This window comes from Myxococcales bacterium (assembly GCA_016706225.1).
GTDB lineage: Bacteria > Myxococcota_A > Polyangia > Polyangiales > Polyangiaceae > JADJKB01.
In genome coordinates, this window is record JADJKB010000010.1 from 1 (window position 1) to 24164 (window position 24164).

Consider the following 24164-nt stretch of genomic DNA (forward strand, 5'->3'; position numbering starts at 1 on the left):
AGCTACTCATTCATCGAGGCCAGCTACGACGAGGACCTGCCGACTTTGCATCGTTTTTTGGACGCCCATTTGAATGAGGCTGGACTCTTCGCAAGTCACCACGATGCTACAGTCTTCCTTGAGACCTACGCGGCCGCCCTGGCGGCAGGCAGTCCGATCGAGACGCTCGATGGATCCGTTCTGATTCCATTGTGGGAGGATCGCGGCGCGGAGTGCCTTCGCGCACTGCTGTAAAGCGGTGACCGAGGAAGCACCTCGCCCCGTCCCAATCCCGCGTTGGCACGCGGCGGGCGTTTCCGCGCCGCGCATCTCGTCTCCGCGCCGCCCTCCCGCCGTCGAGGCCCAACGCAGGATTGGGCGGGCGCTGTGACGAACAACGCTTCCGAGCATCGCCCAGCTCAGCGGATTCGTGCGATCATGCGGGCATGAGCGGGGCCGCCGTGAAGCGCATGCTCTTGGCGCTGTGCGCAGCGATAGCGCTGGTGGTCTTGCCCGGCTCGCAGCCCGCGCACGCGCATCCAATCTCGGAACGACGCGCCCCCTCCATCCGCGCGCAGCGCCGGCCCCAGGCCCTTCCAACTTCACGCGTCTCGCATCGACTCGAGCTGCGACTCCCGGCCTGGGAAGCCGGCGCGAGCACGGATTTGGAGGGGGCAGGCGGCGCGCAGCGGCGCGCAAGCGCCGCGAGCAACGACCGGGGGAGGCATCAAAGCGGCAAGCTCCTCCCCCCCGATGACGGCACGCCCTATCCCGGAATCAACCAACCCCTCCGCTGGCAGGGACGGTGGTTCTTCAACGGCCAGGGCATCGACCTGTACGATTTCAGGAACCGTGTGTGGAGTCCGGAGCTGGGGGCGTTTTTGTCGCCAGACGACTTCATCTACCACCGGGGGACCGGGACGTTGTGGTCGTGGCCCGGACAGAACCCGATTCGGCATCGGGATCCGAGCGGACACATCTCCATCTACGACTTCCTGTCGCCCGACGAGAACCAGGCCCTCACCAACTGGGACACGAACACCAGCGCGATGAACTTCCTCCGGGAGTCGAGCTATCGCGCGTTCCGGGTGGGGGACTACGGCACGGCAGCGCTCGATGCTGCCGCAGCGGTGGCCGTGTCGGCGTACGGATACCTCAACACCGAGGAGGGGCAAACCGCTGCGGCGATCGTGGGCGGGGTGAGCGGCATGGGAGGGGGCTCGAGAGGAGCCTGCCGGGTCCCGTCCATGCGCATCAACATGCTAGATCCAGTCCCGTCACCGAAGGGCCTGGGGCAGCGACCGACCGTCCTCCAGACCGGTGGCCACACGCTCTCGCCCCAGACTCTCGACGCGCTGGGGCTCGACCGGGGAACTGGCAAGCGTGCCATGGAGGGGCTGAAGAGAGACAATGCTCTCCCACCGAGCTTCCACGAGACCAAGATTCTGTCGAACGGTGACATCGTGAACAGCCACACGGGCAAGCGCATTGGGAACATCTTCGAATATGTCCCGTGAGAGAGAGGGCGCGCCTGCTGTTCCCGCGAGCGGAACGGTCCATCTGGCCCTGGTCGGGGATAGAGTGGATCCGTCCGTTGCAAGCAATGCTCTGGGACTTGAAGCGAGTCGCTGCTTCGCCAAGGGCGAACGCTACCAGACGCGCGACGGACGCCAGCTGACGCGCCCGCACGGGGTGTGGCGGATCGAATTCGAAGCGGCAGACGTGGAACTCGCGGCTGAGGCGTTGCTCGCGGTCGTGGAGCCGCGGGCCGCGCAGATCCGAAGCCTCGCACACGAGATGGACGCCCTCGTCGTTGGCGGAGTGTGGTGGGCTCCGGACGAGGGCGCGGGTGGCTTCAGCATCAAGGGCCCAACGCTTGCTCGGTTGTCCGCGCTGTGCGAGCGACTTGATTTCTACTTCGGCTGAGTTTGTGTTGCCGGCCAAACTGACGTCGCACGAAACTCCAAAACTGACGTCGTAAAGATTTCCGAAGAAGCTCGCGCTGCCATCGCAATTCGCGACTGAAACGGTCGTAGGCGCAGGATGCAAAACGACCAACGCCGTCGTAGCGCTGGTGGGCACCACGACAGCGCTGGCCGCGTGCAGCGAAGTCGCTACTGCGGCAGGTCGACCTCCCTTGCGCCAGTGTGGCTGGAGCAAGACGCGGTTGATTTGCTTCAGGTCGACGGTTTTGGTGCGGTCGCGCACGGCTTCGAACAGGGCGCTGAGGCAGAGGTTTCTGGCGCGGCGCAGGACGCCCTCGGACGAGCGGACGATGAGGCTGAGCGCGTCGTCAGTGAAGGTCGAGTGGGCGAGCGCCACCTTGTCGAGCTCGGCGCGGATGAAGTCGGCCACGCTGTCGGGTGCGAGCTTCTGCATCAGGACCGAGTAGGTGACGCGGTTCTTGATGTCTTCGTTGACGGTGAGGCCCAGGCGGCTGAGCAACTCGGGCTGGGCGACCAAGACCAGGCAGTGATTCTTGGGGAAGTCTTCGAAGAGCAGCCGGATCCGGCGCAACGCGGAGACGTCCATCAGGTGCGCGTCGTCGATGATGGGCGCGAGCATCTTGCCGCGATGCGTTGAGCCGGCGCGCCTCTTCGATGAGTCGCTTTTCGCAGCGGAAGTCGGCCCCGTCCGGCTCGATCTGAAACGCCTCGCACAGAATGCGCAGCGTGCCGTGGTAGGTGTGCAGTGTGCGGTTGACGACGGGCGTGATGAGGCGCTTGGGATCGTGCTGGACCAAGGCCTGCTTGACGACGCTCTTGCCGGTGCCGGGCTCGCCGACGATGACGCACAGGCCGCCCTGCTGGCAGTGCACGCGCACGGTGTCGAGCACTTCCCTCTGGTGCGGCAACAGGGTCAGGATTCTCCGCCGAGAATGGGTCTTTCGCCAGACCGAAGTGAGCGCGGATCACGACTGCACCGCCGGCTTGGTCGCGCGCCGGCGCGTTCGCGTGAGCTTTTTCGAGGGCTTTCGGTCATTGGCGACGAAGTCGACGGGGCGTGCCTCGCCTGGAACACGATCGCGCGGTCGAAGTGCAATCGATCGAAGCGGACCTTGGATCTTGCGACTTCGGAGATCGCGCGGCGCTTCGAAGCGGGTGTCCTTGAGGGAGAAGGTGTTGTCGGCAAGGACGGTGCGATTTTGCTCGACGAAGAAGAACTCGTCGTTGACGTCCCCGGGCGGCAGGAAGCGGATGCGGCGGAGATCGAGTCCGAAGCGATCGATGGGGCGCATGCCGAGGGAGCCGTGCTCGCTCTGGTTGTACTCGTCCTCGACCCAAGCGGTGAAAGCTCGGTTGAGGGCGTCGAGGCTCGACAGGTCGAGCTGCCGGCTGAGGAAGCTCATGCGGACAGTGCGGAAAAAGCGCTCGATCTTGCCCTTGGCGGCGCCGTCGCGCACGGGCGTGTGGCACAGGATGGCGCCGATGCGCTGGCAGACCTGACTGATCTCCAGCGAGGAGTAGTTGCTGCCGTTGTCGACGTACAGGGACTCGGCACAGGCCGCGCTTGTAGAGCGCGCTCTTGAAGGCCTCGAGCAGAAGTTCGGTGTTGTCGGCGGAAAGAATTGCCCGTGACAGCACACGCGGCTCGCGTCGTCCAGAAACGCGATCAGCTTGGCTTGCACCTTGCCCGCGCCGATGCCGCACGTAGGGGCCAAACATCGTGTCGGCCTGCCAGAGTTCATTGGCGTGCGCCTTGGCGAAAGCCAGCCGGCGCTTGTCTTTGACTTCGGCGTCGGGCTTGAGCAGCTCGTGGGCCTTGAACGACGCGGCGGAAGGTGTTCGGGGCGATGCTCGCGCTGCAGCAAGCCGCGCTCGATGCAGGCGCGGTAGACCGCCGTCACGTTGGGGCGGGCCGCGGAAGCTGCCGCGCACCTGGTCTATGGCCTCGAGCACCTCCTCGGGCGTCGTCTTGCGCGTCTTGCCCTTGTCTGAGCGGGTCTTCGGCTTCACCGTCGTGATGCCGTTTTTCTCGTAGCGCGAGTACCAAGTCTGGATCGTGCGCCAGGTGAATTGGAAGCGCTGGCCATCCTCGTCGAGGAACACTTGGCCGCTGACGTGGCGAATGCGCGCCACGATGCTGTTGCCTGGCGCCGATTCGATGGCGCTGAGCACCCGCATCTTCAAGTAGCTGCTGACTCGTTTCATGTTGGGTCCTTTCAGGGGCGCGCGGCCCCCGCCCGGACGTCTACGGCGAGCCGCGTTGGGATCCGGATTGCCGTCTGCTGTTGTTGTGTGCGCCCGGTTCGAAGGCGCCCGCAGGCTACGAGCGCAGTGTGGATGGCGCGCGGAGGTGACGATGGCGCGATCAACCGTCGAAGAGCCCACGCTGCAGGCGGCCCTGAAAGCCGGATAGGAGCTCAGTCTTGCCAGAGCCGATCACGACGCGCAGGTGCGCCCACAGCTGCGCCAGCGGCTCACGCGCCGTGCTCGGGGTGCCGTCGCCTCGCGGCACAGGCGGGCGCGGAGCGCGCTCTGCGCCCTCGCACAAGCGCTGCCAGAGTCGATACCCGCTCGACAGCGACAGCGCGCCGCCCGCCGCGCGCAGCCACGCTGTCCGCCTGCTGAGCCCGGACAAGACGAGCTGCAAGAAGACCCAGAGCGTGAGCGTGCGCACGAGGAAACCGGCGACCACGGTCGACAGCTTCACCGAAAAGGTCCGGCCACACCCGCGTTGCCTGCCGCGGTTCGAGCAAAAGAACCGCCGGCCGCGCACCACGATCTCGGACCCGCGCTCCGCGTAACCGCGCAGGAAGCCGTGGCCGATGAGGGCTCCGGTCCGGCGGCAATGCGGACACGCGATGAGCTTGATGCCCTCGAGCACCGCGCCGAGCGCGACGTCGGAGTCTGCGAAGCGCGGAGGGCCGAGCGGGCGCAAGGGCGGCTGCCCTATCGATGCCGACTTCTCACGTCAAAACACCAGCCGCCGCAAGCCCGAATTGTCGGCGTTTTCCATGCGCCACCATCCGACGTCAATTCGGGTGAATTCGAGCTGGGGCTACGACTGGAGTGCGGCTTTCAACATCTACGCGGCAGTGCCGACCGACGGGAGCGGTGCCGTCGAAACCGGATTCCTGAACCGACCGACGGTGGCCAAGAAGAGCGGTGCTGTCGTGGGTGCACGACTCTTCTGCGAGCCGCAGTCGAGCGGCGTTTCGGGAGTGCTGTTTTCCGACATCGGGATCTGGAACGCGCCCAGGGAGATCGGCACGGATCTGATCTTCGTCCACAACCCGATGGCGGCTGTGCCGCTGCCCGTCGGGGTCTTCGGATTCGCCACCGAGTACCACGTGGGGCCGGGGGGAAAACTCTGCACGAAGCAGCGCGGCTGAACCCCCTTGGGTGGTCCTGCGCCCCGCCCTGCCCAATCCCGCGTTGGCCCGCGGCGGGCGTCTCCGCGCCGCGCATCTCGTCTCCGCGCCGCCCTCCCGCCGTCGAGGCCCAACGCAGATTGGGCGGGCGCAGTGACGGGCAACGCTTCCGAGCATCGCCCAGCTCAGCGGATTCGTGCGATCATGCGGGCATGAGCGGGGCCGCCGTGAAGCGCATGCTCTTGGCGCTGTGCGCAGCGATAGCGCTGGTGGTCTTGCCCGGCTCGCAGCCCGCACACGCGCATCCAATCTCGGAACGACGCGCCCCTCCATCCCGCGCGCAGCGCCGGCCCCAGGCCCTTCCAACTTCACGCTTCGCATCGACTCGAGCTGCGACTCCCGGCCTGGGAAGCCGGCGCGAGCACGGATTTGGAGGGGGCAGGCGGCGCGCAGCGGCGCGATAGCGCCGCGAGCAACGACCGGGGGAGGCATCAAAGCGGCAAGCTCCTTCCACCGGATGCCGGCACGCCCTATCCCGGAATCAACCAACCCCTTCGCTGGCAGGGGCGGTGGTTCTTCAACGGCCAGGGCATCGACCTGTACGATTTCAGAAACCGAGTGTGGAGTCCGGAGTTGGGGGCGTTCCTGAGCCCGGATGAGTTTGGATACGCGACCACGACGGGGACACTGTGGTCGTGGCCGGGGCAGAATCCGATCGCGATTCGCGACCCGAGCGGAAATGTCGCTCTTTGGGCGGCAGGCGCGGTGGTCGGAGGCGTGGCCAATCTGATCGCGTATTCTGTGACGGCACCGACATCGATGAGTTGGGGTCAGTTCTTACAGGGCGCGGCCGGTGCCGCTGCGGGTGGAGCGCTCGCAGGGGCGCTCGCGACCGTCAACCCGGCGGCGGCGGCGCTGGGAGGAGCTGGTGGATCCGCGCTCGACGACCTGATCGCCGGTCGATCGGTAAGCGCGGAGGGAGTCGTGCTTGGAGCGCTACTCGGTCCGGTCGGCGGTTTGGCCGGAGAGCAGGCCGGGGTGGCGCTCGGCAAAGGCTTGCTCGCATCCAAGGGAGTCAAGGACCTCGCCAAGCAACAAGCCCTTGAAGCTACGCTCAAGGGCGGCGGCGAAGGAATAGCCCTCGCCATCGACAAGAACCAGCTCCAGCAGGTCTGCGAATCCAAGTGAGCCGAGCCAAACCGACCGTTTGGATCGCGAGCTTCGGCATGCCGACGGCGGGTTTCGGTGCGTATGTCTACGCGGCGGTGAGTGTGCTGCTCGCATACGTGGGACTTCGCTGGAGTCGAGTTCTATTTGGCACTCCCGCGGACGTAGTGGCGTTTCTTGGAATATTGCTCCTGGCTGCCGTGGTGGCCGACACACTCGGTGCCTCGCGCATCGAGCTTCACGCGGACACCATCGTCGTGCGTCACCTCGGCGTGTTCAGCCGTCGGCAGAGCGTCCGCCTTTCCAGTGTTGACGGGATTCAGGCCTGGGGCGAGCACTACACCCGAATTGAGCTGACCCTCGCGAACGATCAAGTCATTCGCATCGGGCCGTGGCGCAGGTCGCGCGCTAGGCTCGCGCAGGAGACGGTCGCCCGGGTTCGCGAGCGCATCGATGCGCGATTGTGACCGAAATGCGCCTGGCTGCGTTGGAGTGGCTGAGTGAGCCCCGCCCCGCTCCGCCCTCCCCAATCCCGCGTTGGCCCGCGGCGGGCAGACACGCGTCGCACATCGTCGCACCGCGTGGAAGTCATTCCGCTCCCCGCCGCCCTCCCGCCGTCGAGGCCCAACGCAGGATTGGGCGGGCGCTGTGACGAACAACGCTTCCGAGCATCGCCCAGCTCAGCGGATTCGTGCGATCATGCGGGCATGAGCGGGGCCGCGGTGAAGCGCATGCTCTTGGCGCTGTGCGCAGCGATAGCGCTGGTGGTCTTGCCCGGCTCGCAGCCCGCGCACGCGCATCCAATCTCGGAACGACGCGCCCCCTCCATCCGCGCGCAGCGCCGGCCCCAGGCCCTTCCAACTTCACGCTTCTCGCATCGACTCGAGCTGCGACTCCCGGCCTGGGAAGCCGGCGCGAGCACGGATTTGAGGGGCAGGCGGCGCAGCAGCGCGCGCAAGCGCCGCGAGCAACGACCGGGGGAGGCATCAAAGCGAGCTCGACTGCATCGGCAACGTGCGACGCTTGCGTGGTGGCGCACGCTACGGCGCGGGGGCGGCGCTGCCGAGTGATCTCGGCGGTGCGCAATCGGCAGTGGTCGCCGGAGTTGGGGGCGTTCGTCAGTCCGGATGAGTTTGGGTATGCGACCACGACGGGAACGCTCTGGTCATGGCCGGGGCAGAATCCGATGCGGTGGCGGGATCCCTTCGGGAACGAGCCGATTCCGGAGGGGCTGCGGAACCAGCTGCAATACTACTATCCCGCCATCGACCTCTCAGACGTCAACGTGAATCGGAATTCGTTGCGCATCTCGGAGAACGCGAATGCGGAGGCCAAAGGGTACGATATCGATTTCGCTCCGGGCCTCGACCCGTTCGCCGGTCGCGGCCTTCGGACGCTGGCGCACGAACTGACGCATGTGCAGCAATACGAGCAGTTCAATCGAGACCGAGGCTGGATCCTCACGTTGTTCGGCTACGACTTTTACAAGGAGTCGCGAGAAAAGTACCCCGAATCGCTGCCTCATGACGAGCGCTGGTGGGAGTACTTGGCGATACAGTGGGGCACACATGTCTACGCCGAGATCTCGCAGGTCTGCAAAGACTAGCGTGCGTTCCGCCTCCATTGTCGCAGGAAAGAGCCTCGCGCTGTTGTTCCCGTGCATGCTTTGGGGGTTTGGTCTCTACCTTCGTTCAGAGCTGCACCTGCGAGTCCTGTTCGCGACAACAATTCTCGCCAACCTCACGTTCCTGGTCAACGAGCTACGGGGCGAGTCGGCAGGCACGACGTGGCAAAAGCTGCGGCTTCCCATTGGGGCAGCGGTGCTCGCACTCAACATTGCGTGCTTCCACTGGGGCCGATATCCGCCTTCTCCGGTCATCGACTAGGATTGTGACGCCGCGCTCACTCGTGCTCGTGAGCCTGGACTGCGCGACCGCGCCCCTCCCCAATCCCGCGTTGGCCCGCGGCGGGCGTTTCCGCGCCGCGCATCTCGTCTCCGCGCCGCCCTCCCGCCGCCGAGGCCCAACGCAGGATTGGGCGGGCGCAGTGACGGGCAACGCTTCCGAGCATCGCCCAGCTCAGCGGATTCGTGCGATCATGCGGGCATGAGCGGGGCCGCCGTGAAGCGCATGCTCCAGGCGCTGTGCGCAGCGCTGGCGCTGGTGGTCTTGGCCGGCCTCGGGTCCGCGCACGCGCACCCAGTCTCGGAAGGACGCGCCCCCTCCATCCGCGCGCAGCGCCGGCCCCAGGCCCTTCCAACTTCACGCGTCTCGCATCGACTCGAGCTGCGACTCCCGGCCTGGGAAGCCGGCGCGAGCACGGATTTGGAGGGGGCAGGCGGCGCGCAGCGGCGCGATAGCGCCGCGAGCAACGACCGGGGGAGGCATCAAAGCGGCAAGCTCCTCCCCCCCGATGACGGCACGCCCTATCCCGGAATCAACCAACCCCTCCGCTGGCAGGGACGGTGGTTCTTCAACGGCCAGGGCATCGACCTGTACGATTTCAGAAACCGAGTGTGGAGTCCGGAGCTGGGGGCGTTTTTGAGCCCGGATGAGTTTGGGTACGCGACTACGACGGGGACGCTTTGGTCGTGGCCGGGGCAGAATCCGATCGCCTTCGCAGATCCAGCTGGACTGGGGCTTGCCCCCGGAGACGAGCGTGGGCCGCTGGTCTTCATTTTGGAGATGGTGGGCCTCGGGGACACCGCGACTGTCGTCGTCGAGCACCAGAATTCCCTCGACTCGATCATGGCGGGCAACGTGGCCGCCGCGGAGTGCAGCGCAAACAAGATCATGGCCGCGTCGGCAAGCCTGGCGGCAAGCGCGGCAGCAGCGGTGGTCGCGGGTGCGGTTGTGAAGGGCGCCGGGGCGCTGAAGTGGAGAAGCACGAGGGTTTTCGGTCACACGTTCGCGAGACACGGGCAAGGCGCCAAGAGCATGCGGGGATTGCTCGGTCGCGCGGGAGGCACTGGCGAGCCGCAGGGTCAGTGGCTAAACAACCAAGCGGCCGCGGAGTTGCTAGCCGGAGAAAGAGCGTCTATCCAGGGCCCGGCGAGCGTGCGAATTCCAGAAGGCCTCGGTCAGGTTGTACTGCCGAACGGAACCATAGTGCCTGCGACACGCGCCACGCTCATCCCCAATCCCGCTGGTGGCTTCTTCACGGCATACCCGATTCCATGAGTACCTTCACCATCAGGCTCGAGCGCTTCTCACACCATCCGCGCGAACGCGCGGGTGTTGGGCAAGCAGCGGAGGAAAGCAGTGTAGCCGAACGTCTGAGCCAGATCTGTGAGCTCATGAGCGAGGTTTCCGCCGTGCGATTCGTCGTGGAAGGCTTCCGGGCAGAGCCCCTGGCCGGTCGACGTCACCGGCGATCTGCCGATGGTGATGGAGCAGGTACCAGGGGTCATCTCGTCGCTTCGCGCTCGGCAGAGCGCACAGCTGGGCTTCTACGAACAGGGAGTGGAGCGAATTCTGGTGATGGAGCCGGAAGTCGATGACGTGGTTGTTGAATGCCAGAGCATGACCGCGTGGCAGCCGGTGCCGCGACAGGTGCGGCTTCAAGCTGGGGAACTGCTGGAGATGCTCACGCAGCTGTTGGAGACATTCGTCATCGCCGCCCAAGAACTCTGTCCCGAAGTGCTGGGTGAGCCGGAGGTCAGGTCCTGGTTGGGTGAGGATCGCCATTAGGAACAGCGGGCGCGGCTGGGCTTCGTTCGACGCGCGACGGTGGGCGGAGCGACCAAAACCGAGCGGCGCGACAGCGTGCCGCGTGGACATGGCCCCGCCCTGCCCAATCCCGCGTTGGCCCGCGGCGGGCGTCTCCGCGCCGCGCATCACGTTCTCCGCGCGGCCCTCCCGCCGTCGAGGCCCAACGCAGGATTGGGCGGGCGCAGTGACGGGCAACGCTTCCGAGCATCGCCCAGCTCAGCGGATTCGTGCGATCATGCGGGCATGAGCGGGGCCGCCGTGAAGCGCATGCTCTTGGCGCTGTGCGCAGCGATAGCGCTGGTGGTCTTGCCCGGCTCGCAGCCCGCGCACGCGCATCCAATCTCGGAACGACGCGCCCTCCATCCGCGCGCAGCGCCGGCCCCAGGCCCTTCCAACTTCACGCGTCTCGCATCGACTCGAGCTGCGACTCCCGGCCTGGGAAGCCGGCGCGAGCACGGATTTGGAGGGGGCAGGCGGCGCGCAGCGGCGCGCAAGCGCCGCGAGCAACGACCGGGGGAGGCATCAAAGCGAGCTCGACTGCATCGGCAACGTGCGACGCTTGCGTGGTGGCGCACGCTACGGCGCGGGGGCGGCGCTGGCGAGTGATCTCGGCGGGTACAAGTTCAGCGCGTTCGGGAGAGCGCTGGCGGCGGACGCAGGGACGCCGAGCCCGGTGGTCGATGGGGTGGCGTTCGGGCAGCCGCTTCGGTGGCAGGGCCGGTGGCTCGATGCGGCGAGCGGGATCTACGACGTGCGCAATCGGCAGTGGTCGCCGGAGCTGGGGGCGTTCGTCAGTCCGGATGAGTTTGGGTATGCGACCACGACGGGGACGCTGTGGAGCTGGCCAAATCAAAACCCGTTCCTGTTCAGCGACCCGTCAGGGTTGTTCGGCCTGGCCCTGGGTGGCGCAGCCTCGGGCGGACTGTGGGGACCGAGCACTGGGGGCGGAGCCGGCGTGTACGTTGACGTGAGTTCGTCCGGTGTGGAAGCTGGCAGCTACGGCTCGACGCAGGGAGGCTTCGGCTTCGGACTGTTTGGCGGCGCCGGGTGGTCACTGAGTGGCTTTACCGACCTCGCCAGTTTCGAGGGCGCCGGGATCGGGGCGCAGCTCGAAACTGGCAGCATTCTTGGGGTCGGGCTGGCACTCTCGACACCTGCGGCAGCTCCACTGTCGGGCGGAACACTGACGGTCAGTGGCGGTCTGGGTGCCGGGTTGTTCACCGGGGCGTTTGGTTCATTCACGAAGCTGGCCGGTCGGACCCGGCTATGGCCGCCCATTCCGCTTCACCCTGGGGCGGCTCCGGCCCCGGCTCCGGGCGCCTCGCCCGCGCCTCCGCCCCCGCCGTGCAAATGAGCGCTTCATCGCCCGCCACGATCGGAGAGCGCAGCCCCGCAGTGAGCGCATTCGGCCCTGAAGGGATTCATGAATCGATGGCCGCCGGAGAACTCGCGCCTACATGCCGGACACTTCGAAAGCGCAAACCGAAACAGGCAAACGAATGCCGCAATACCGAGCGCGAAAAACACGAGGACCGCGGCCGGTCTTGGGAAATGAGCATCAGCAATGAGGTACCCAGGCAAGACCATCAGCGCCGAAGCAGCAGCGATGCGCCGCCTTCGCCGAATCGCCGTCCAGTCAAGCGACTGGCTGTGCCGCGCGGGCCCGGAGATGGTGCGGTATGGCCCACTGTCGTCCGGACGCATCGGTTCATTCTACGCTCCCAAGCAGGCAACGCCAGCTTCCGGAGCGGCACATCGACACCCGCGGCGCTGAGCGCTCAAGCAACGGAAGCGAGCGTGCGTTGGCATTGGTAAACGCTGCGGGGGGACTTTGCCGTGACGGGAGCGGTGACCAACGACGCTGGCGTGCCCGCGCCAAGCGCCAGCAGCGCCGATCGGCTCGGTCCGGTTTGCCTGCGCCATGTGCGCGGTCACTGGTATCTCACGGTGGGCCGCAACGGAGGTGACCCCTGAAAGCGCGACGAGCAGTTCGAAGCGACGCTCTCCGCACCCTGCCCAATCCCGCGTTGGCCCGCGGCGGGCGTCTCCGCGCCGCGCATCACGTTCTCCGCGCGGCTCTCCCGCCGTCGAGGCCCAACGCAGATCGGGCGGGCGCGGTGACGGGCAGCGCGCGCTCATCCGAGCGCCTCCCGCACCAGCCCCAAAGCAACCTCGGGTTTTTTCACGACGAGCTCAGCGTCGAGCCGCAAGACGCGCCACCCGAGCCGCGCGAGCTTCCGGTCGCGGCGCGCATCAGCGGCGACCTTGCGCGCGTGGCTGGCGCAGAACCGGCCGGGACCGGCGGCGGCTGTTTCGCCAGTGTGGAAGCGTCGCGTGGCGTTCGCTGTCGTCAACGGAGTGAGAACCATAGAGGCTCTAGCAGCTAGTCTCCCGCGCCCGGCGGCGGGAACTGCGGGTTCGTCTTGCGCACCTCGCCGAGCGGCGCAAATTCCCCGCCGTAGGCGTGCCCGGGATACAGCACGACCTCGTCCGGCAGCCGCGCCAGGCGTTCGCGGAGCGTCCGGCGCATCTCGTCGGCGTCGCCGCCCGGGAGGTCGACCCGGCCGCAGCCCTGGAGAAACAGCGTGTCTCCTGCGATCAGCGCGTCCTTCACCCGGAAACACGACGAACCCGGCGTGTGCCCGGGGGTGTGCAGCCACTCGATCTCGATCTCACCGACGCGTATCTTGTCGCCCGAGTCGTGGAGCGTCATGTCCGTCTTGGAAATTCCGGTGACCTTGCGCAGCCCGTCCGCCTCCAGCCGATGCGAGTGCACACTCATGCCCTGCACCCCCAGCAACTCCGGCAGCCCTTCGATGCCAAAACCGAACAGCCCGCCGCCAACGTGGTCCGGGTGGTAGTGCGTCGCGAACGCACCCACCAGGCGCATTCCGTCTGCTTCGACCGCGTCCAGGAGGCCGCGGATATCCCAGGCCGGATCGACCGCGATGCACTCACCCGCGGTGCGATCACCCACCAGGTAGACGAAGTTCTGCATCTGACGCCCGACGCGGCTCTCCTTGCCCACGTCACGGCCGACCAGCAACTGTCGAAGGTAGAGCTCTGCCATCGCGGACCGCAGCAAAGCACGGGTCGGTGCGACGAACCACCGCGAGATCGTGATAAGTTGTCAGGATGGAGCACCTCGCCGGCGAGGCCGAGGGCGGCAACCCGCCCAGCGCATTGCCCGCCGTCGGCAGCGTGTTTGGCGAGAGCTATCGCATCGAAGGCACGCTCGGCCGCGGCGGGCATGGCGCCGTCCTCAGAGCGACGGATCTCCGAGATGGCAAGCCGGTCGCGCTGAAGTTGCTGCTGCCGGAGCACCTGGACGCCGTCGGCCGCGATCGCTTTCGCCGCGAGGCGTCGTTGGCCGAGCGGCTCCGGAGTCCCCACAGCGTGCGGCTGCATGCCCACGGCGAGGACGCACGCGGACAACCGTTCATCGCCTTCGAGCTCTTGAATGGGATCTCGCTCTCCCAGCACTTGAGAAAGCGTGGTGCGCTCGAGCCGGGCCGGGTCGCCGAGGTAGCCAGCGCCGTGCTCGAAGCCCTGGCGGAGGCTCACGCCCTCGGCATGGTCCATCGGGACATCAAACCCGCCAACATTCACCTGTGTCAGTACGCGGGCAGCTCGGACTACATCAAGGTGCTCGACTTCGGCATCGCCAAACGTTCCGCGAGCGACGCAACGCAGCTGACCAGCGCCGACGTGGTCGTGGGGACGGCGCGCTACATCGCGCCGGAACAGCTGCGAGGCACCGAGATCTCCCCCGCAACCGATCTCTACTCGCTCGGACTGGTGATGGCCGAAATGCTGAGCGCCGAGCCGGTGTTCCAGGGTTCGACGATGGAGATCTGCCTCGAGCAAGTGTCCGCCAACCGGGTGCCGCTCTCCGACGCGGTGCGAAGCTCAGCGCTCGGCGCCGTGATCGAGCAGGCGACCCGCAAGCGACCGAGTGAGCGCTATCAGGACGCGGTGCAGATGCTGGCGGCGCTGCGCCCCGTACGTTCGCCGCCCGAGGTTGCCGCACCCGAAAGCGAAGAGCCCACCCTCTTCACCACACCAGACTTGGCAGCGGCGGATCCGACTCAGCTCCTGTTTCCGGGGGCGCTCGCAGCGGCGGCGCCACTCGCGCCGGCGCCGCCCCCACCCCCAGCGCCGCCGGACGTCGAGCCAATCGCCGCGCTGCCGCAGCATCCCTCCGGCGGCTACCCTCCGGTGGCCACGCCCATGGCCTCGCTGCCGCAGCATCCCTCCGGCGGCTACCCTGCGGTGGCCACGCCCATGGCCTCGCTGCCGCAGCATCCCTCCGGCGGCTACCCTGCGGTGGAAGTGCCAATCTCCGCCGCGCCGTATCCCGTCGCAGTTCGCCCGAGCATCGAGGTTCCCTTCAACGGCGGAACCCCGGGCTTTCAAGCGCCGCTCGGCAGTGCCCCACCGTTCCCCGTCCCGAGCACTCGGGAGCTCAAGCGGACGCCGGGAGCGCCGCCGAGCCGCCCGCTCCTCTGGGCCATCGGCATCCTGACTCTGGCGCTGCTGCTCGGCGCCCTGATCGCGGCGAGTGCGTCGTTGCTCAGCAGTCCCAGCAATTCAGACGACGCGCCGCCACCGCTGCCCACCCAACGCAGGTGAAGCCGTCCTCTTCACGGTGAGGGCTGGTTGACGAGCTCGACGTAGCTTCGGCACTGCTGGCCGCGAAGCGAAGGACACGGCGCGAGCTCGGGCGGCGCGACCACACCCGGCACCACCGCCAGCGCAACGCTGCTCGGCTGCTCCGACGAGTGACCGACGTCGTACAGCGCGTCGCCGCTGAACTTCTTCAGATTGAAGCGCCACTCGGCGCGACTGTCACCCGGAGTGTCCACGGAGATCCGGAGGCGTGAACCCTTGCGGAAGACGTGCGTCATGCCGGCAATGCCCACTCGAACCTTGGCCCACTGCCCGGGCACCAACATTTCCAGGTCCTTCTCCCGGAAGGTGTGCTCCGGCCACACCTCGGTGGACTCCGCCGCGAGCCCGCGGTGGCTGGCGCGCAACCAGCCGCTCTGCACGTACATCTCCTGTCCGTCCGGCCGCACCTCGCTCACGTTCACTTCGAGATCGGCGTCGTCGACGTTGCTCTTCAGGAACAGATCGACACTCCCGGTGCCCAGCACGGGCATGTCCTCGGTCAGTGCATCACTCACGAAGGCCACGGCCTTGCCGGACTCGAGGGGTTTCCAATCGTAGTCTGGCAAGAGCGCCCACACGCCGCCCTTCGCCAAGATCCCCCGCTGCCCCGCGCCGGGATCCAGCGCAAACCGGCTTGCTCCACTGGCAGCGACCGGTGCGGCGCTGGCCAGAGTGCCATCTGGCTGAAAATAGAAACGCCGCGTCGTCGCGCCCTCGATGGGCCAGCCCGAAAACTTCTGCTCGTGCACACCCTGGGGCGCGCCCAGAGGAGCCTTGCCCCCCGCTTCGAACAACACCCGGAGCGGCGGCTCTTTTTCGTACGCCGCTCGCGCCTCCTCGTAGGTCTTGGCGTCGCTGAAGCGATCCGGGGGCAGCTCTAGCTTCACCTTGAAGATCTCGTTGAACAAGAGCGGGATCAGGGTGCGGATCCCGTCGTCGGCGCTCGGGATCTTCTTCGCCACGTAGATGTCCAGAAAGTACTTCCACTCGAGCAGCGTCTGCGGCCCGTAGGCGTCGGGGTGCACGCCGTTGTAGACGGTGAAACGTGTCATCGGCGAGCTGGTGAAGCGGTCGAGCAACGTGAAGAAGAACGGTCCGGTCTGTTCGTCTTGCCAGGCCCCCGCCAGGAACACGGGCACGTCGATCTGATCCACGAACGTGGTGGGGTTGAGCGGCGCCGCGACCTCGTCGGTGTAGAACGGGGTGTCCTTGGCCTTCTGGAGGATGTCGACCTTCTGACTGTGCAAGAGCTGGTGCTCCTTGCAGGCGTCGTCCCCGGCGTCGACCTTGGCCTGCTCCCAGCCCTGACCGTAGGGGTCGGCTTTGTCGAGCACGTTCTCGGCCCAGTTGAGCGCGAAGCCGTCGTTGAGAATTCCGCCCGGCACGAGCGTGCTCACCGTGTTGCCGATCACCGACAGCGGCGCGATGGACGCCAGGCTCGGCGGATGGGTCTTGGCCACGAACAGCTGGGTGATCCCCGGGTACGAGAGCCCCGTCATGCCCACCTTGTGGTTCAGCACCCAGTCCTGCGCGGCCACTGTCTCGATCACGTCGTAGCCGTCCAGGAGCTGAAGCGGCTCGAAGAAGTCGTAGGCCCCATCGGAGCAGCCGGTACCGCGCATGTTCACGCCGACCGTCGCGTAGCCCATCAGGGCGGCGATCAGCGCACTGGAGTCCGACGGGGCGTCGCACAGCACCGGAAGCTCACCGCACAGATCTTCGTACTGACCGATCGGCTCACCGGGTTTCGAGGGGTCGTAGCCCGAGTAGTTCACCACCGTGGGGTACGGCCCCTTGTCCGCTGGCCCGGGCAGGGTGACGTAGATCGATAGCTTGATGCCGTCGCGCACCGTGATGTACCCCGACCCGGCCTTCAGCTTCTGCGCAGCGTAAGAGTCCTGGCTCGGCAGGCTCCCCGCCACCGACATCACCTCGACCGCGTCGCTCTCTTCGCCGCCGCCGCGCACACGATAACCCTTGCCCGGCGTCAGCTCGCGCACGACCAAGCTGCCTAGCTCGTCCGCGGTCCCCGTCTGCACCACCGCACCCTTTGCGTCGACGACGTCGAGGCTCGTCCCAGGTTTCGCGTGGGTGACGTAGATCTGCTCCACCGTCCCGCGAGTCTTGAAGCTGGCCGTCGGAGCGGTCGTGCCACCGGTTCCACCGCTGCCGCCGGTGCCGCCGGTGCCCAGCGGGGAGATCACAAAACGCTCGTCCTCACCGCAGCCAACCAGGAAGGGTGCGAGGATCACCCACAGAACTGCGCTCCGCATAGGACCGGCATTCTGCCGCTTCGCCCGACGCTAAGCAACGAACGCCCTCGACAACGCGCGGCGCAGTCATCTTGCCCGGCAGCGCGATCCGGGCAATTCTTGGCCCCATGCTTCGCCACACCCTGTTCGCAATTTCGTTGTCCCTCGGCGCGCTGACGTTCCAGGCAAGCTCGGCCCACGCCGATGTCCCACCCCCGAACGGCTGCAACACACCGGGCGCGAGCTGCACGACGGCTCCCCCCGACTACAAGAGTCCCGGCACCTGCGTCACCTCCAAGTGCCAGAAGGCGCTGCCGGACGGCAGCATCGAATACGACTGTTCGCTGTGTGTTCCGAGCGACGCGGGCAGCGCGGGCGCCGGCGGTGGCGCCGGCGCTGGCGGCAGCCCGTCCACCGGCGGCAAGAAGGCCAGCGACTCGAGCAGTGATAGCAGCTGCAGTCTGCGCGCGACGAACACCGGCGAACCCACCGGGCTCTTGTCCCTGGGACTCGTGCTGGCGGGGCTCGCTCTTCGTCGCCGCCGCGGGTGAACCATGAGGCTCGCGTGAGCTCCCTGGTCGAGCGTGCCGTCTCGCCTCTCGACTGGGCGCGCAGCGCGCTGTATCGGGTCGCGCTCCGCGTCCGCCCACTCGCGCCGCTGATCGTGACCAAAGATCGGCGGGTCGCGCTGACCGCGAGCCTGCACGCAATCGTTGCCTTCGTGCTCACGGTCACCGTACCCACGCTGTTGCTCGCGCTCGGCCCGATCTTCCTCGGGGTCGCCCACGTGGCCGCTGATCTGCGTTACCTGGTCCTGCGCCGCGGCCTGGCCAAGGGCTGGCTCGTGATCATCGCCGTCGCCTGCGCGAGCATCGTCGTGCTCCGGAGCTCTCAGGAGCTTGGCGCCGATCCGGTCGCCGTGGCGCGCCTCGAGTTCGGCGTCGTGACCGCCTGGATCGGGGCCGCGCTCGCCGCCGGAGCGCTCGTCTCGGGCCGTTTTGGCCGCGCGGCCTTGGGCGCGCTGCTGCTCGCGGCCTTCGGGATCTACGCGCAGCTCGAGCCCTACGCCGTGCGCATTGGCTTCACCCACCTGCACAACCTGGTCGCGCTCGCGCTGTGGCTGTACCTGTTCCGGGGCCGGCGTTCGTCCGCCCTCTTGCCCCTCGGGCTCATGCTCGCTTTCTCTCTGATCTTGCTGAGCGGACAGACCTACTTCTGGACCGAGCGACTCGGCACCGAGCAGCTCTTGGGTCTGCACATTCTGGCGGCATCGGACTGGCTCGCACCGGGGCTGCCGTTTCGCGCCGCCGCGGGGCTGACCCTCAGCTTCGCGTTCTTGCAGTCGGTGCACTACTCGACCTGGTTACTCGTCGTGCCCCAGGAGGACGTGCGCGGACAGGGCACCGTCACCTTTCGTATGGCGGCCCGAGCGATGACCCGGGAGTTCAGCCGCGTAGGGCTGCTGCTCTTGGCGCTGTCGGCCCTGGCCGTGCTGCTCGGCGCGTTGTTCAACGTGCACAGGAGTCGCAATCTGTACCTGTCGTTGGCGATGTTCCACGGTTACCTCGAGCTCGCACTCGGCGCGTACTTCTTCGTTCGCGGTGGCACGCTGAAGCTCTCGGAGCCCGCGGCTACCCCTTCACTCGCCGTCGCGTCACGCTGATCGAGACCGGCGCGCCGCCGTCGGCTCGCCGGACCAGCAGCAAGACCTGGCTGCCTTCCGGACCCCGGATGCGGTGGATGGCGCCCTCGAACCCGAGCGCGACCACTGACTGCCCGTCGATCGCGAGCAGCGCATCGCCCGGGACGAGACCGGCCTCGGCTGCCCCGCTTCCCGGCATCACCTGGCCAATCATCAGGGCGTCGTCCTTCGCAGCGAGCACCGCACCGATGCCCACCAGCTCGATCCGCGGCTCCTCGTCGGCGCCGAGCGGGGTCAGCTCGACCTCCAGTGGACCCAGGGACTCCTCGCCGCGCACGCTCAATCCGCCGATCAGCCGCGCGTGGTGCGCTGAGGCCTCGACCAGCACCGAGCGCTCACCGGGCCCGAGACCCGAGAGCACGAAGCGACCAGCCGCGTCGCTCTCGGCCGCGGCGATCAGCTGCACCGCGCCCTCCCCACCGCCGTGGCGACCCTCCAGAGAGACCTTCGCGTGCTGGAGCGGCGCGTGGCTCACAGCGTCTCGCACGACACCCACGAGCTTGGCGCCCACGCTCAGCGAGACGTCCTCGCGTTTGCCCTCGGCGACGTCGATCTCGCGCTCCACGGAGGCCGCGAAGCCCGCAGCGGCAACCAACATCAGGTACCTTCCCGGGCGCAGCCCCTCGATCACGAACTGCCCATCGGCATCGAAGACCGTGACGGCGCGGACCGCCTCGAGCGCGATCGGCCCACGCCGCTCGGAGAGCATCACGCTGAACGCGGCCACCGGCGCCCCCGTGGCGGCATGCGTGACACGACCTCCGAAGCTCACACCCAGGCTGAGCGTCAGGGTCACCTGCGGGCCGTCGACAGGCACGTCGCGCAAGCTCGCCGGTGCACTCGTCCCGTCGCTGGCCATCAAAAAATATCTGCCCAGCTCCAACCCGGTCAGCAGGAACACACCCGCGGCGTCGGTGCGCCCCCGCACCGGCAGCGAGATCAGCTCGGCCGCGGGGTTTTCTGCGTCGCGCCGTGCGACGACGGCAACGTCTGCTCGCTCCGCCCCCGTCTCGTCGATCACCCGGCCGCGGATCGTTCCCCCGCGCTCGGCGGAGGCCCTCACCAGCTTGATCCGAACGCGCTTGCTGATCCGCGCACTCACGTCGATGCGCGAGCGACCGGCACCGAGCGATGCGTGGGTAGCCTCCACGATTGCGCCGTCCGGAGCGTTGAACGAAACCTCACCCGCGTCATTCGTCTGGTGCTCCGCCGCAAAGTCTCCTCGGTCGAGCTCGAATTCGTCGCCCCCGACGACCCGCACGTGCGCACCGGCGGCTGGCCGCCCGCCTTCGTCGACGACCAGGCCGCGGTATCGAACCAGGGGCTGCAAGCGTAAGAGCACCCCGACGATGCCGACTCCGAGCCGCGCCGTCAGGGTGATCGGGCTCGACGACAGCTCGGCCGAGAGCGGCAGGAAGCCCGGCGCGCTCACGCCGACGACCTCGTGCAGCCCGGCCCGCTCCGGCTGAAACACGAAGCTGCCGTCGGCTCCGCTCCTCACGACCCGAGCGCCATCCGGTCCAACGAAGGTCAGCTCTGCCTGCGGCACCGGCGCGCCGTCGCCCGCCGACACGACCCGCCCCGCAAACACACCCAGGCGGCCGTCGTTCGCGCGTTCGACGGCGCCCTCGGACAGCTGGATGCTGCCGAATCCCCCTCGTCGGGGCCGGAGTCTCACCGACGTCGAGGCGGAAGCCGGCGCGGCGCTGGCTGCACTCGGGGCACCGCTCGTGCCCCGCCGCACACCAAGACGATAGCCGGCGAAGAGCGCGATCGCGAGCAGCGCGAGGGCCATCAGAACGGTGCGAAGGCCGGTGCGGGCTCGGGGCATGGGGTGATCCTTCTAAATTTAGTGTGCCGGGTCCGCAATTTCAGAAGCGCGTCGGTGACGCGCTCGATCGTGAGCGGGCGCGTCAGCCGCCGCTGACGCCAGCATCAAATTCCGCCGTGCGAACTGCAGTCGCGTTCTTCGTAGCTCGTCTTTGCGTGACGATAACGCCGTCCGTCGAAGCGCCACTGCTCGTACCTCACGGATTCGCAGCACTGGACGACGCACGACCAGCCCCCGCCCAAGTCGAGCAAACCGCGGTGGGATGTCTCGAGCGGGCCCAGACCGGCACGCGTCACGATCTCCCCGAGAAAATGACCACACTTGCCGCGGCGAACGTAGACGTAAGTTCGATGTGTGGTGTTCCATACTCCTCCGTCGAAGAATTCGTCCTCCTGACCGTCCGCGTCGAGATCGGCGGACAGCCTGAGACTGGGTTCGCTTGCGCCACCGGGCGCGGACTGTCCCAACGCTCGATGCCGTCTCTTCACGTCTGCCTCGGTGTCGACACAGCGCCCGGGCGGATGAAACGCCAGCTTTGTTTTGGGCTTCTCGGCGCCGCCGTCCTCGCGTGCACCCGAGTCCGACGCTGCCCCGGTCAGCGGTCGCGAGGCAAACCCAGCGTCGGGTACCGGCGCGCTCTCGGCGTCGGGCTCACTCGGCGGAGCCGGCGGCGTCGGCGCTGCCGGCGCTGGCACTTGGCTCGGCCCGAGCGGCGGCGTCTCGTCGGGCGCTGTGGCACCCGTGCGCTCCGTCGCTCCGCCTGCGCACGCGGATGCGACGGCGGCGCCGACGAGCCAAGACCACGGTCGACTCCGCACCCGGCCCAATCTCCCACGAGCCCGCGCGCGCGTCGATGCGCTCGCGGGATCCGCCACTCGGGGGCACATGCCAGGCGATTGCTCTCCAAGCCTCGGCTCGGCGATAGTGGTCGGCATGGAGCTCCGAGGGGACGATTTTGTGCTTCGCCCGCTGGCCGATCACGATTTCGGCATGATCGCCGCGGCCAGCCGGAGCGACGTGCCGGACTGGACGTTCGTGCCGCGCGACCTCTCGGACCAAGATGCCAAGGTCTGGGTGGAGAAGCGGGTCGCCGCTTCGGCGGCCGGCGGTCCGATCCGTTTGGTCATCGAGGTGAACGGTGAAGCCGCGGGCGTCGTCGGTGCGCACCAGCCGTACGCTCACGACGCCGGGCTGCTCGAGGCGTTCTACTTCGTGCTGCCCGCGTTTCGCCGACGCGGGCTGGCCGGCGCCGCGTTACGCCTCTTGGGCGATCACGCGCTGCGCGTGACGCCGGGGCTCCGCCGCCTGCAGCTGTTCGTGATCGAAGGCAATCCGGCGTCAGCGCGCGTGGCCGAGCGCGCCGGATATCAGCGCGAGGGTTCGCTCACGAAGCATGTCATGGCGGTGAACGGCTTTGGTCCACGCGACGCGGCGCTCTACGCGCTCATCGTGGGTTGAGCGATGGGGCACGAACGCACACGGACCCGACTGGGCGCGGTGTTGGCCCTGTGTTTCGGCGTCGCGGCCAGCAGTTGCGGCTCGCGCAGCTCCCTCGTCGAACCAACACCTGGCGACGCTGGGTCCCCGGGCGAACCGTGCGAGCCACCGCAAATCGACGCGCCCTGCGCGCTCGACATCGAGAACACCGCGGCGGGCAGCGAAGTGTGGAGCGCGAGCTTCGACGTCGGCACGGCGGCGCTCATCGGCCCCTTCGCCGCGGACGCATCCGGCTCCACCTACTTCGTCGCGCGCCTGCTCGAACCGGGCAGCTCGCAGCGCCTGGTCACGCGCGCACTCGCCGACGGCGCCGAGGTTTGGCAGGCCGCCCTGCCCGTGTCGGGGAAACACCCGACCTACTCCATGCTCTTGAACAATGCCGGGGCGCTGGTGATGGCGATTGACAATCGAGCTCATGCCTTCGCGAGCGGCCGCGCAAAACCACCCCGCTGTGCGTGGTGGCCAACACCCCAAGGCGGTCCCGACGGCAGGGCGTGCGCCCGCGGGATCTAGGTCTCCCCGCCGGTGTCGGCTTCGCCGCCGGGCGCGGCGCGCTGCTGCGCCGCCGTGGGCTCGGCGCCAGGCGCATGAATGTCGCCCCGGTCCCCGGGCAACGGATTCGCCCGAGGTGATGCCATGGCAGCGACGAGCTGGAAGTCCGGCGGCACGCTCCGCATGACGAGCACGGGAACCTTGGTCGGTATGCCGGCCCTCCGCTCCGGGCTCGACGCCTACCACCCGGAGCGCTGGAGCTGCCCGCCGGAACCCGGCACGAACCCCATCATTCCGTGTGACGACGTCGATGATGAAGTCACGAACGCGCCCTGGCGATCGCTGCAAGCTGCCGCGCCGCTGCCAGAGCGAACCCCGCTGCCGCGCCTGCCCACGCGTCGTGTCATGCCCGCCGATGAACGGCGCCTGCTCCAGCGCTGCGCCGTGATAGCGCTCGTTGCACTGCCGACGGTCGTCTTGGTGTTGTGGTGGAGCGCCGGGCGCTGAGCCGCGGCTGGCCCGAGCCTAGTTTGCTGGCGCAGCGTCCGCCATCACACCGCCGTCCCCCGCGGTCGGCACGTCCTGACAGCAGCGAAACCCGACCTCGTAACCCTGATAGGTCTCGCCGTGGCTCTGGGTGATCGCCCGACAGCGATTGCGCACGGGTCCCCACCAGCCGCCCTTGATCCCCGAGCGATGCGGTGGGTTTTTCCAGGGTTGGCTCACCCACTCGTTGGCGTTGCCGTTCAGATCGTAGATCCCGAACGGCGAGACACACTCCGGGTGCGAGCCGATCGGCTCACGACCATCGACCCGCTTGTACTCCGCGGCGCACGTCGGGTTGGCCAGGCACTGCTCGTAGGGCAAGAGGCGTTTGCTGGGTGTCTGGTACGGCTTGTCGATGTTGCATTTGTTCGCGTCGCGCTCGAGGCCGTAGGTGTAAGGCAACATCTTCTCGCCTTCGCAGGCGAAGGTGAACTCACTCTCGGTACACAAACGCTTGCCGTGGGCTCGACAGGTGCGGTCGGCGTCGGCCCAGCTGATCAGGGTCATTGGCAGCTCCCCGACCACGTTCGGATACTCGTAGCGGTCCATGCAAAAGCGCATCTTGCGTGGCTCCGGCGCGGTGCTCGTACACTTCGAAGCTTCGAACTTCGCGCAACGATTTTCATCGGCGCCGGCCTCGGGGCTCGACAGCTGTTCGAGGCAACGCTGCTCGACCGCCCGGCAGTGTTCCCCCTCGACCAGCGCCATGCCGTCCGGGCAGCTCGTGACAGGTTCGCTTGCCGGCTCCGCGCTCACCGCGACGGGCGGCACTTCGGTCTTCTCTTTCGCGACCGGCCTGGCCTCGCGTCGCAGCTTCTTGGCGCGCACGCGCTGGGGCGTCACCTTCGCCGCTGGCGGCGGAGCCGCGCCGTCGTCGTTCGCTGCGCAGGCCACGAAGAGCGCGAGCGGGGGCAAGCAGAGGAGCGCACGGAGCCGGAGCATCGGCCCGAACCTAGCGGCGGCAGCGGCGATCGGCCGAGTTTTTTGCCCTTACGGCCCAGGC

Annotated in this window: 25 protein-coding genes; 17 read left to right on the forward strand and 8 right to left on the reverse strand. The window is 67.7% G+C overall.

Going from position 1 to position 24164, the window contains the following annotated elements; translation table 11 throughout:
• Positions 1–425 precede the first annotated feature (425 nt).
• The 3 genes from IPI67_17895 to IPI67_17905 all read left to right on the forward strand — a co-directional run bounded on the left by IPI67_17895 (position 426) and on the right by IPI67_17905 (position 2562).
• Positions 426–1496: a hypothetical protein gene (locus IPI67_17895; GenBank protein ID MBK7582065.1), complete on the forward strand. Its 1071-nt coding sequence runs from the start codon at positions 426–428 to the stop codon at positions 1494–1496.
• The gene (locus IPI67_17900) at positions 1486–1905 is read left to right on the forward strand and encodes a DUF4279 domain-containing protein (protein ID MBK7582066.1); all 420 of its coding nucleotides are present in this window, start codon (positions 1486–1488) and stop codon (positions 1903–1905) included. Before IPI67_17895 ends, IPI67_17900 begins: the two co-directional genes overlap by 11 nt.
• A 219-nt stretch (positions 1906–2124) precedes the next feature.
• Positions 2125–2562, forward strand: a complete 438-nt coding sequence (locus IPI67_17905) for a hypothetical protein (protein ID MBK7582067.1) — start codon at positions 2125–2127, stop codon at positions 2560–2562.
• 328 nt (positions 2563–2890) lie between these two features.
• Here IPI67_17905 and IPI67_17910 read toward each other — a convergent pair whose 3' ends face one another.
• Together IPI67_17910 and IPI67_17915 are read right to left on the reverse strand one after the other, a co-directional pair.
• Positions 2891–3667: a transposase gene (locus tag IPI67_17910; protein MBK7582068.1), complete on the reverse strand. Its 777-nt coding sequence runs from the start codon at positions 3665–3667 to the stop codon at positions 2891–2893.
• Between the two features lie 623 nt (positions 3668–4290).
• On the reverse strand, positions 4291–4860 hold the full coding sequence (locus tag IPI67_17915; GenBank protein ID MBK7582069.1) for a hypothetical protein: 570 nt from the start codon (positions 4858–4860) through the stop codon (positions 4291–4293).
• A gap of 103 nt (positions 4861–4963) precedes the next feature.
• Here IPI67_17915 and IPI67_17920 point away from each other — a divergent pair, with 103 nt between their 5' ends.
• The 8 genes from IPI67_17920 (at position 4964) to IPI67_17955 (ending at position 11524) form a co-directional block, all read left to right on the forward strand.
• A complete protein-coding gene (locus IPI67_17920) occupies positions 4964–5314 on the forward strand; it encodes a hypothetical protein (GenBank protein ID MBK7582070.1) in 351 nt (116 codons plus the stop codon).
• Positions 5315–5722: 408 nt separating this feature from the next.
• Positions 5723–6481 (forward strand): hypothetical protein, encoded by a 759-nt coding sequence (locus IPI67_17925; protein ID MBK7582071.1) that lies wholly within the window; start codon positions 5723–5725, stop codon positions 6479–6481.
• Complete coding sequence (locus IPI67_17930) at positions 6478–6927, forward strand: hypothetical protein (GenBank protein ID MBK7582072.1); 450 nt, start codon at positions 6478–6480, stop codon at positions 6925–6927. The genes IPI67_17925 and IPI67_17930 overlap by 4 nt, the downstream gene beginning before the upstream one ends.
• 599 nt (positions 6928–7526) lie before the next feature.
• A complete protein-coding gene (locus IPI67_17935; GenBank protein ID MBK7582073.1) occupies positions 7527–8066 on the forward strand; it encodes a DUF4157 domain-containing protein in 540 nt (179 codons plus the stop codon).
• A 1-nt stretch (position 8067) separates the two neighbouring features.
• Positions 8068–8346: a hypothetical protein gene (locus IPI67_17940; protein MBK7582074.1), complete on the forward strand. Its 279-nt coding sequence runs from the start codon at positions 8068–8070 to the stop codon at positions 8344–8346.
• A 219-nt stretch (positions 8347–8565) separates the two neighbouring features.
• Positions 8566–9639: a hypothetical protein gene (locus IPI67_17945; GenBank protein MBK7582075.1), complete on the forward strand. Its 1074-nt coding sequence runs from the start codon at positions 8566–8568 to the stop codon at positions 9637–9639.
• Between the two features lie 201 nt (positions 9640–9840).
• Positions 9841–10149, forward strand: coding sequence for a hypothetical protein (locus tag IPI67_17950; GenBank protein MBK7582076.1), 309 nt, complete (start codon positions 9841–9843; stop codon positions 10147–10149).
• 571 nt (positions 10150–10720) lie between these two features.
• A complete protein-coding gene (locus IPI67_17955) occupies positions 10721–11524 on the forward strand; it encodes a hypothetical protein (GenBank protein MBK7582077.1) in 804 nt (267 codons plus the stop codon).
• 781 nt (positions 11525–12305) lie between these two features.
• Here the strand turns inward: IPI67_17955 and IPI67_17960 are convergent.
• The gene (locus tag IPI67_17960) at positions 12306–12524 is read right to left on the reverse strand and encodes a DUF559 domain-containing protein (protein ID MBK7582078.1); all 219 of its coding nucleotides are present in this window, start codon (positions 12522–12524) and stop codon (positions 12306–12308) included.
• Between the two features lie 29 nt (positions 12525–12553).
• Positions 12554–13240 carry an MBL fold metallo-hydrolase gene (locus IPI67_17965; GenBank protein ID MBK7582079.1) on the reverse strand — a complete coding sequence of 229 codons (687 nt, stop codon included), beginning with the start codon at positions 13238–13240 and terminating at the stop codon, positions 12554–12556.
• Positions 13241–13305: 65 nt separating this feature from the next.
• On the opposite strand from IPI67_17965, the gene IPI67_17970 reads away from it, so the two are divergent.
• Positions 13306–14802, forward strand: a complete 1497-nt coding sequence (locus IPI67_17970; GenBank protein MBK7582080.1) for a protein kinase — start codon at positions 13306–13308, stop codon at positions 14800–14802.
• An 11-nt stretch (positions 14803–14813) separates the two neighbouring features.
• Here IPI67_17970 and IPI67_17975 read toward each other — a convergent pair whose 3' ends face one another.
• A complete protein-coding gene (locus IPI67_17975) occupies positions 14814–17114 on the reverse strand; it encodes a CocE/NonD family hydrolase (protein ID MBK7582081.1) in 2301 nt (766 codons plus the stop codon).
• 107 nt (positions 17115–17221) lie between these two features.
• Here IPI67_17975 and IPI67_17980 point away from each other — a divergent pair, with 107 nt between their 5' ends.
• Together IPI67_17980 and IPI67_17985 are read left to right on the forward strand one after the other, a co-directional pair.
• Positions 17222–17644, forward strand: coding sequence for a PEP-CTERM sorting domain-containing protein (locus IPI67_17980; protein ID MBK7582082.1), 423 nt, complete (start codon positions 17222–17224; stop codon positions 17642–17644).
• Between the two features lie 14 nt (positions 17645–17658).
• Positions 17659–18756: a hypothetical protein gene (locus IPI67_17985; protein MBK7582083.1), complete on the forward strand. Its 1098-nt coding sequence runs from the start codon at positions 17659–17661 to the stop codon at positions 18754–18756.
• On the opposite strand, the gene IPI67_17990 is transcribed toward IPI67_17985, so the two are convergent.
• Positions 18725–20626, reverse strand: coding sequence for a carboxypeptidase regulatory-like domain-containing protein (locus IPI67_17990; protein MBK7582084.1), 1902 nt, complete (start codon positions 20624–20626; stop codon positions 18725–18727). The genes IPI67_17985 and IPI67_17990 overlap by 32 nt on opposite strands.
• Before the next feature lie 104 nt (positions 20627–20730).
• Positions 20731–21444, reverse strand: coding sequence for a hypothetical protein (locus IPI67_17995; protein ID MBK7582085.1), 714 nt, complete (start codon positions 21442–21444; stop codon positions 20731–20733).
• Between the two features lie 115 nt (positions 21445–21559).
• Between IPI67_17995 and IPI67_18000 the strand changes: the two genes are divergently transcribed.
• The 3 genes from IPI67_18000 (at position 21560) to IPI67_18010 (ending at position 23122) form a co-directional block, all read left to right on the forward strand.
• The gene (locus IPI67_18000) at positions 21560–22084 is read left to right on the forward strand and encodes a GNAT family N-acetyltransferase (GenBank protein MBK7582086.1); all 525 of its coding nucleotides are present in this window, start codon (positions 21560–21562) and stop codon (positions 22082–22084) included.
• A 3-nt stretch (positions 22085–22087) separates the two neighbouring features.
• The gene (locus tag IPI67_18005) at positions 22088–22636 is read left to right on the forward strand and encodes a hypothetical protein (GenBank protein MBK7582087.1); all 549 of its coding nucleotides are present in this window, start codon (positions 22088–22090) and stop codon (positions 22634–22636) included.
• A 123-nt stretch (positions 22637–22759) separates the two neighbouring features.
• Positions 22760–23122 (forward strand): hypothetical protein, encoded by a 363-nt coding sequence (locus IPI67_18010; GenBank protein MBK7582088.1) that lies wholly within the window; start codon positions 22760–22762, stop codon positions 23120–23122.
• An 18-nt stretch (positions 23123–23140) separates the two neighbouring features.
• On the opposite strand, the gene IPI67_18015 is transcribed toward IPI67_18010, so the two are convergent.
• Positions 23141–24103, reverse strand: a complete 963-nt coding sequence (locus IPI67_18015) for an SUMF1/EgtB/PvdO family nonheme iron enzyme (protein ID MBK7582089.1) — start codon at positions 24101–24103, stop codon at positions 23141–23143.
• Positions 24104–24164: the final 61 nt, after the last annotated feature.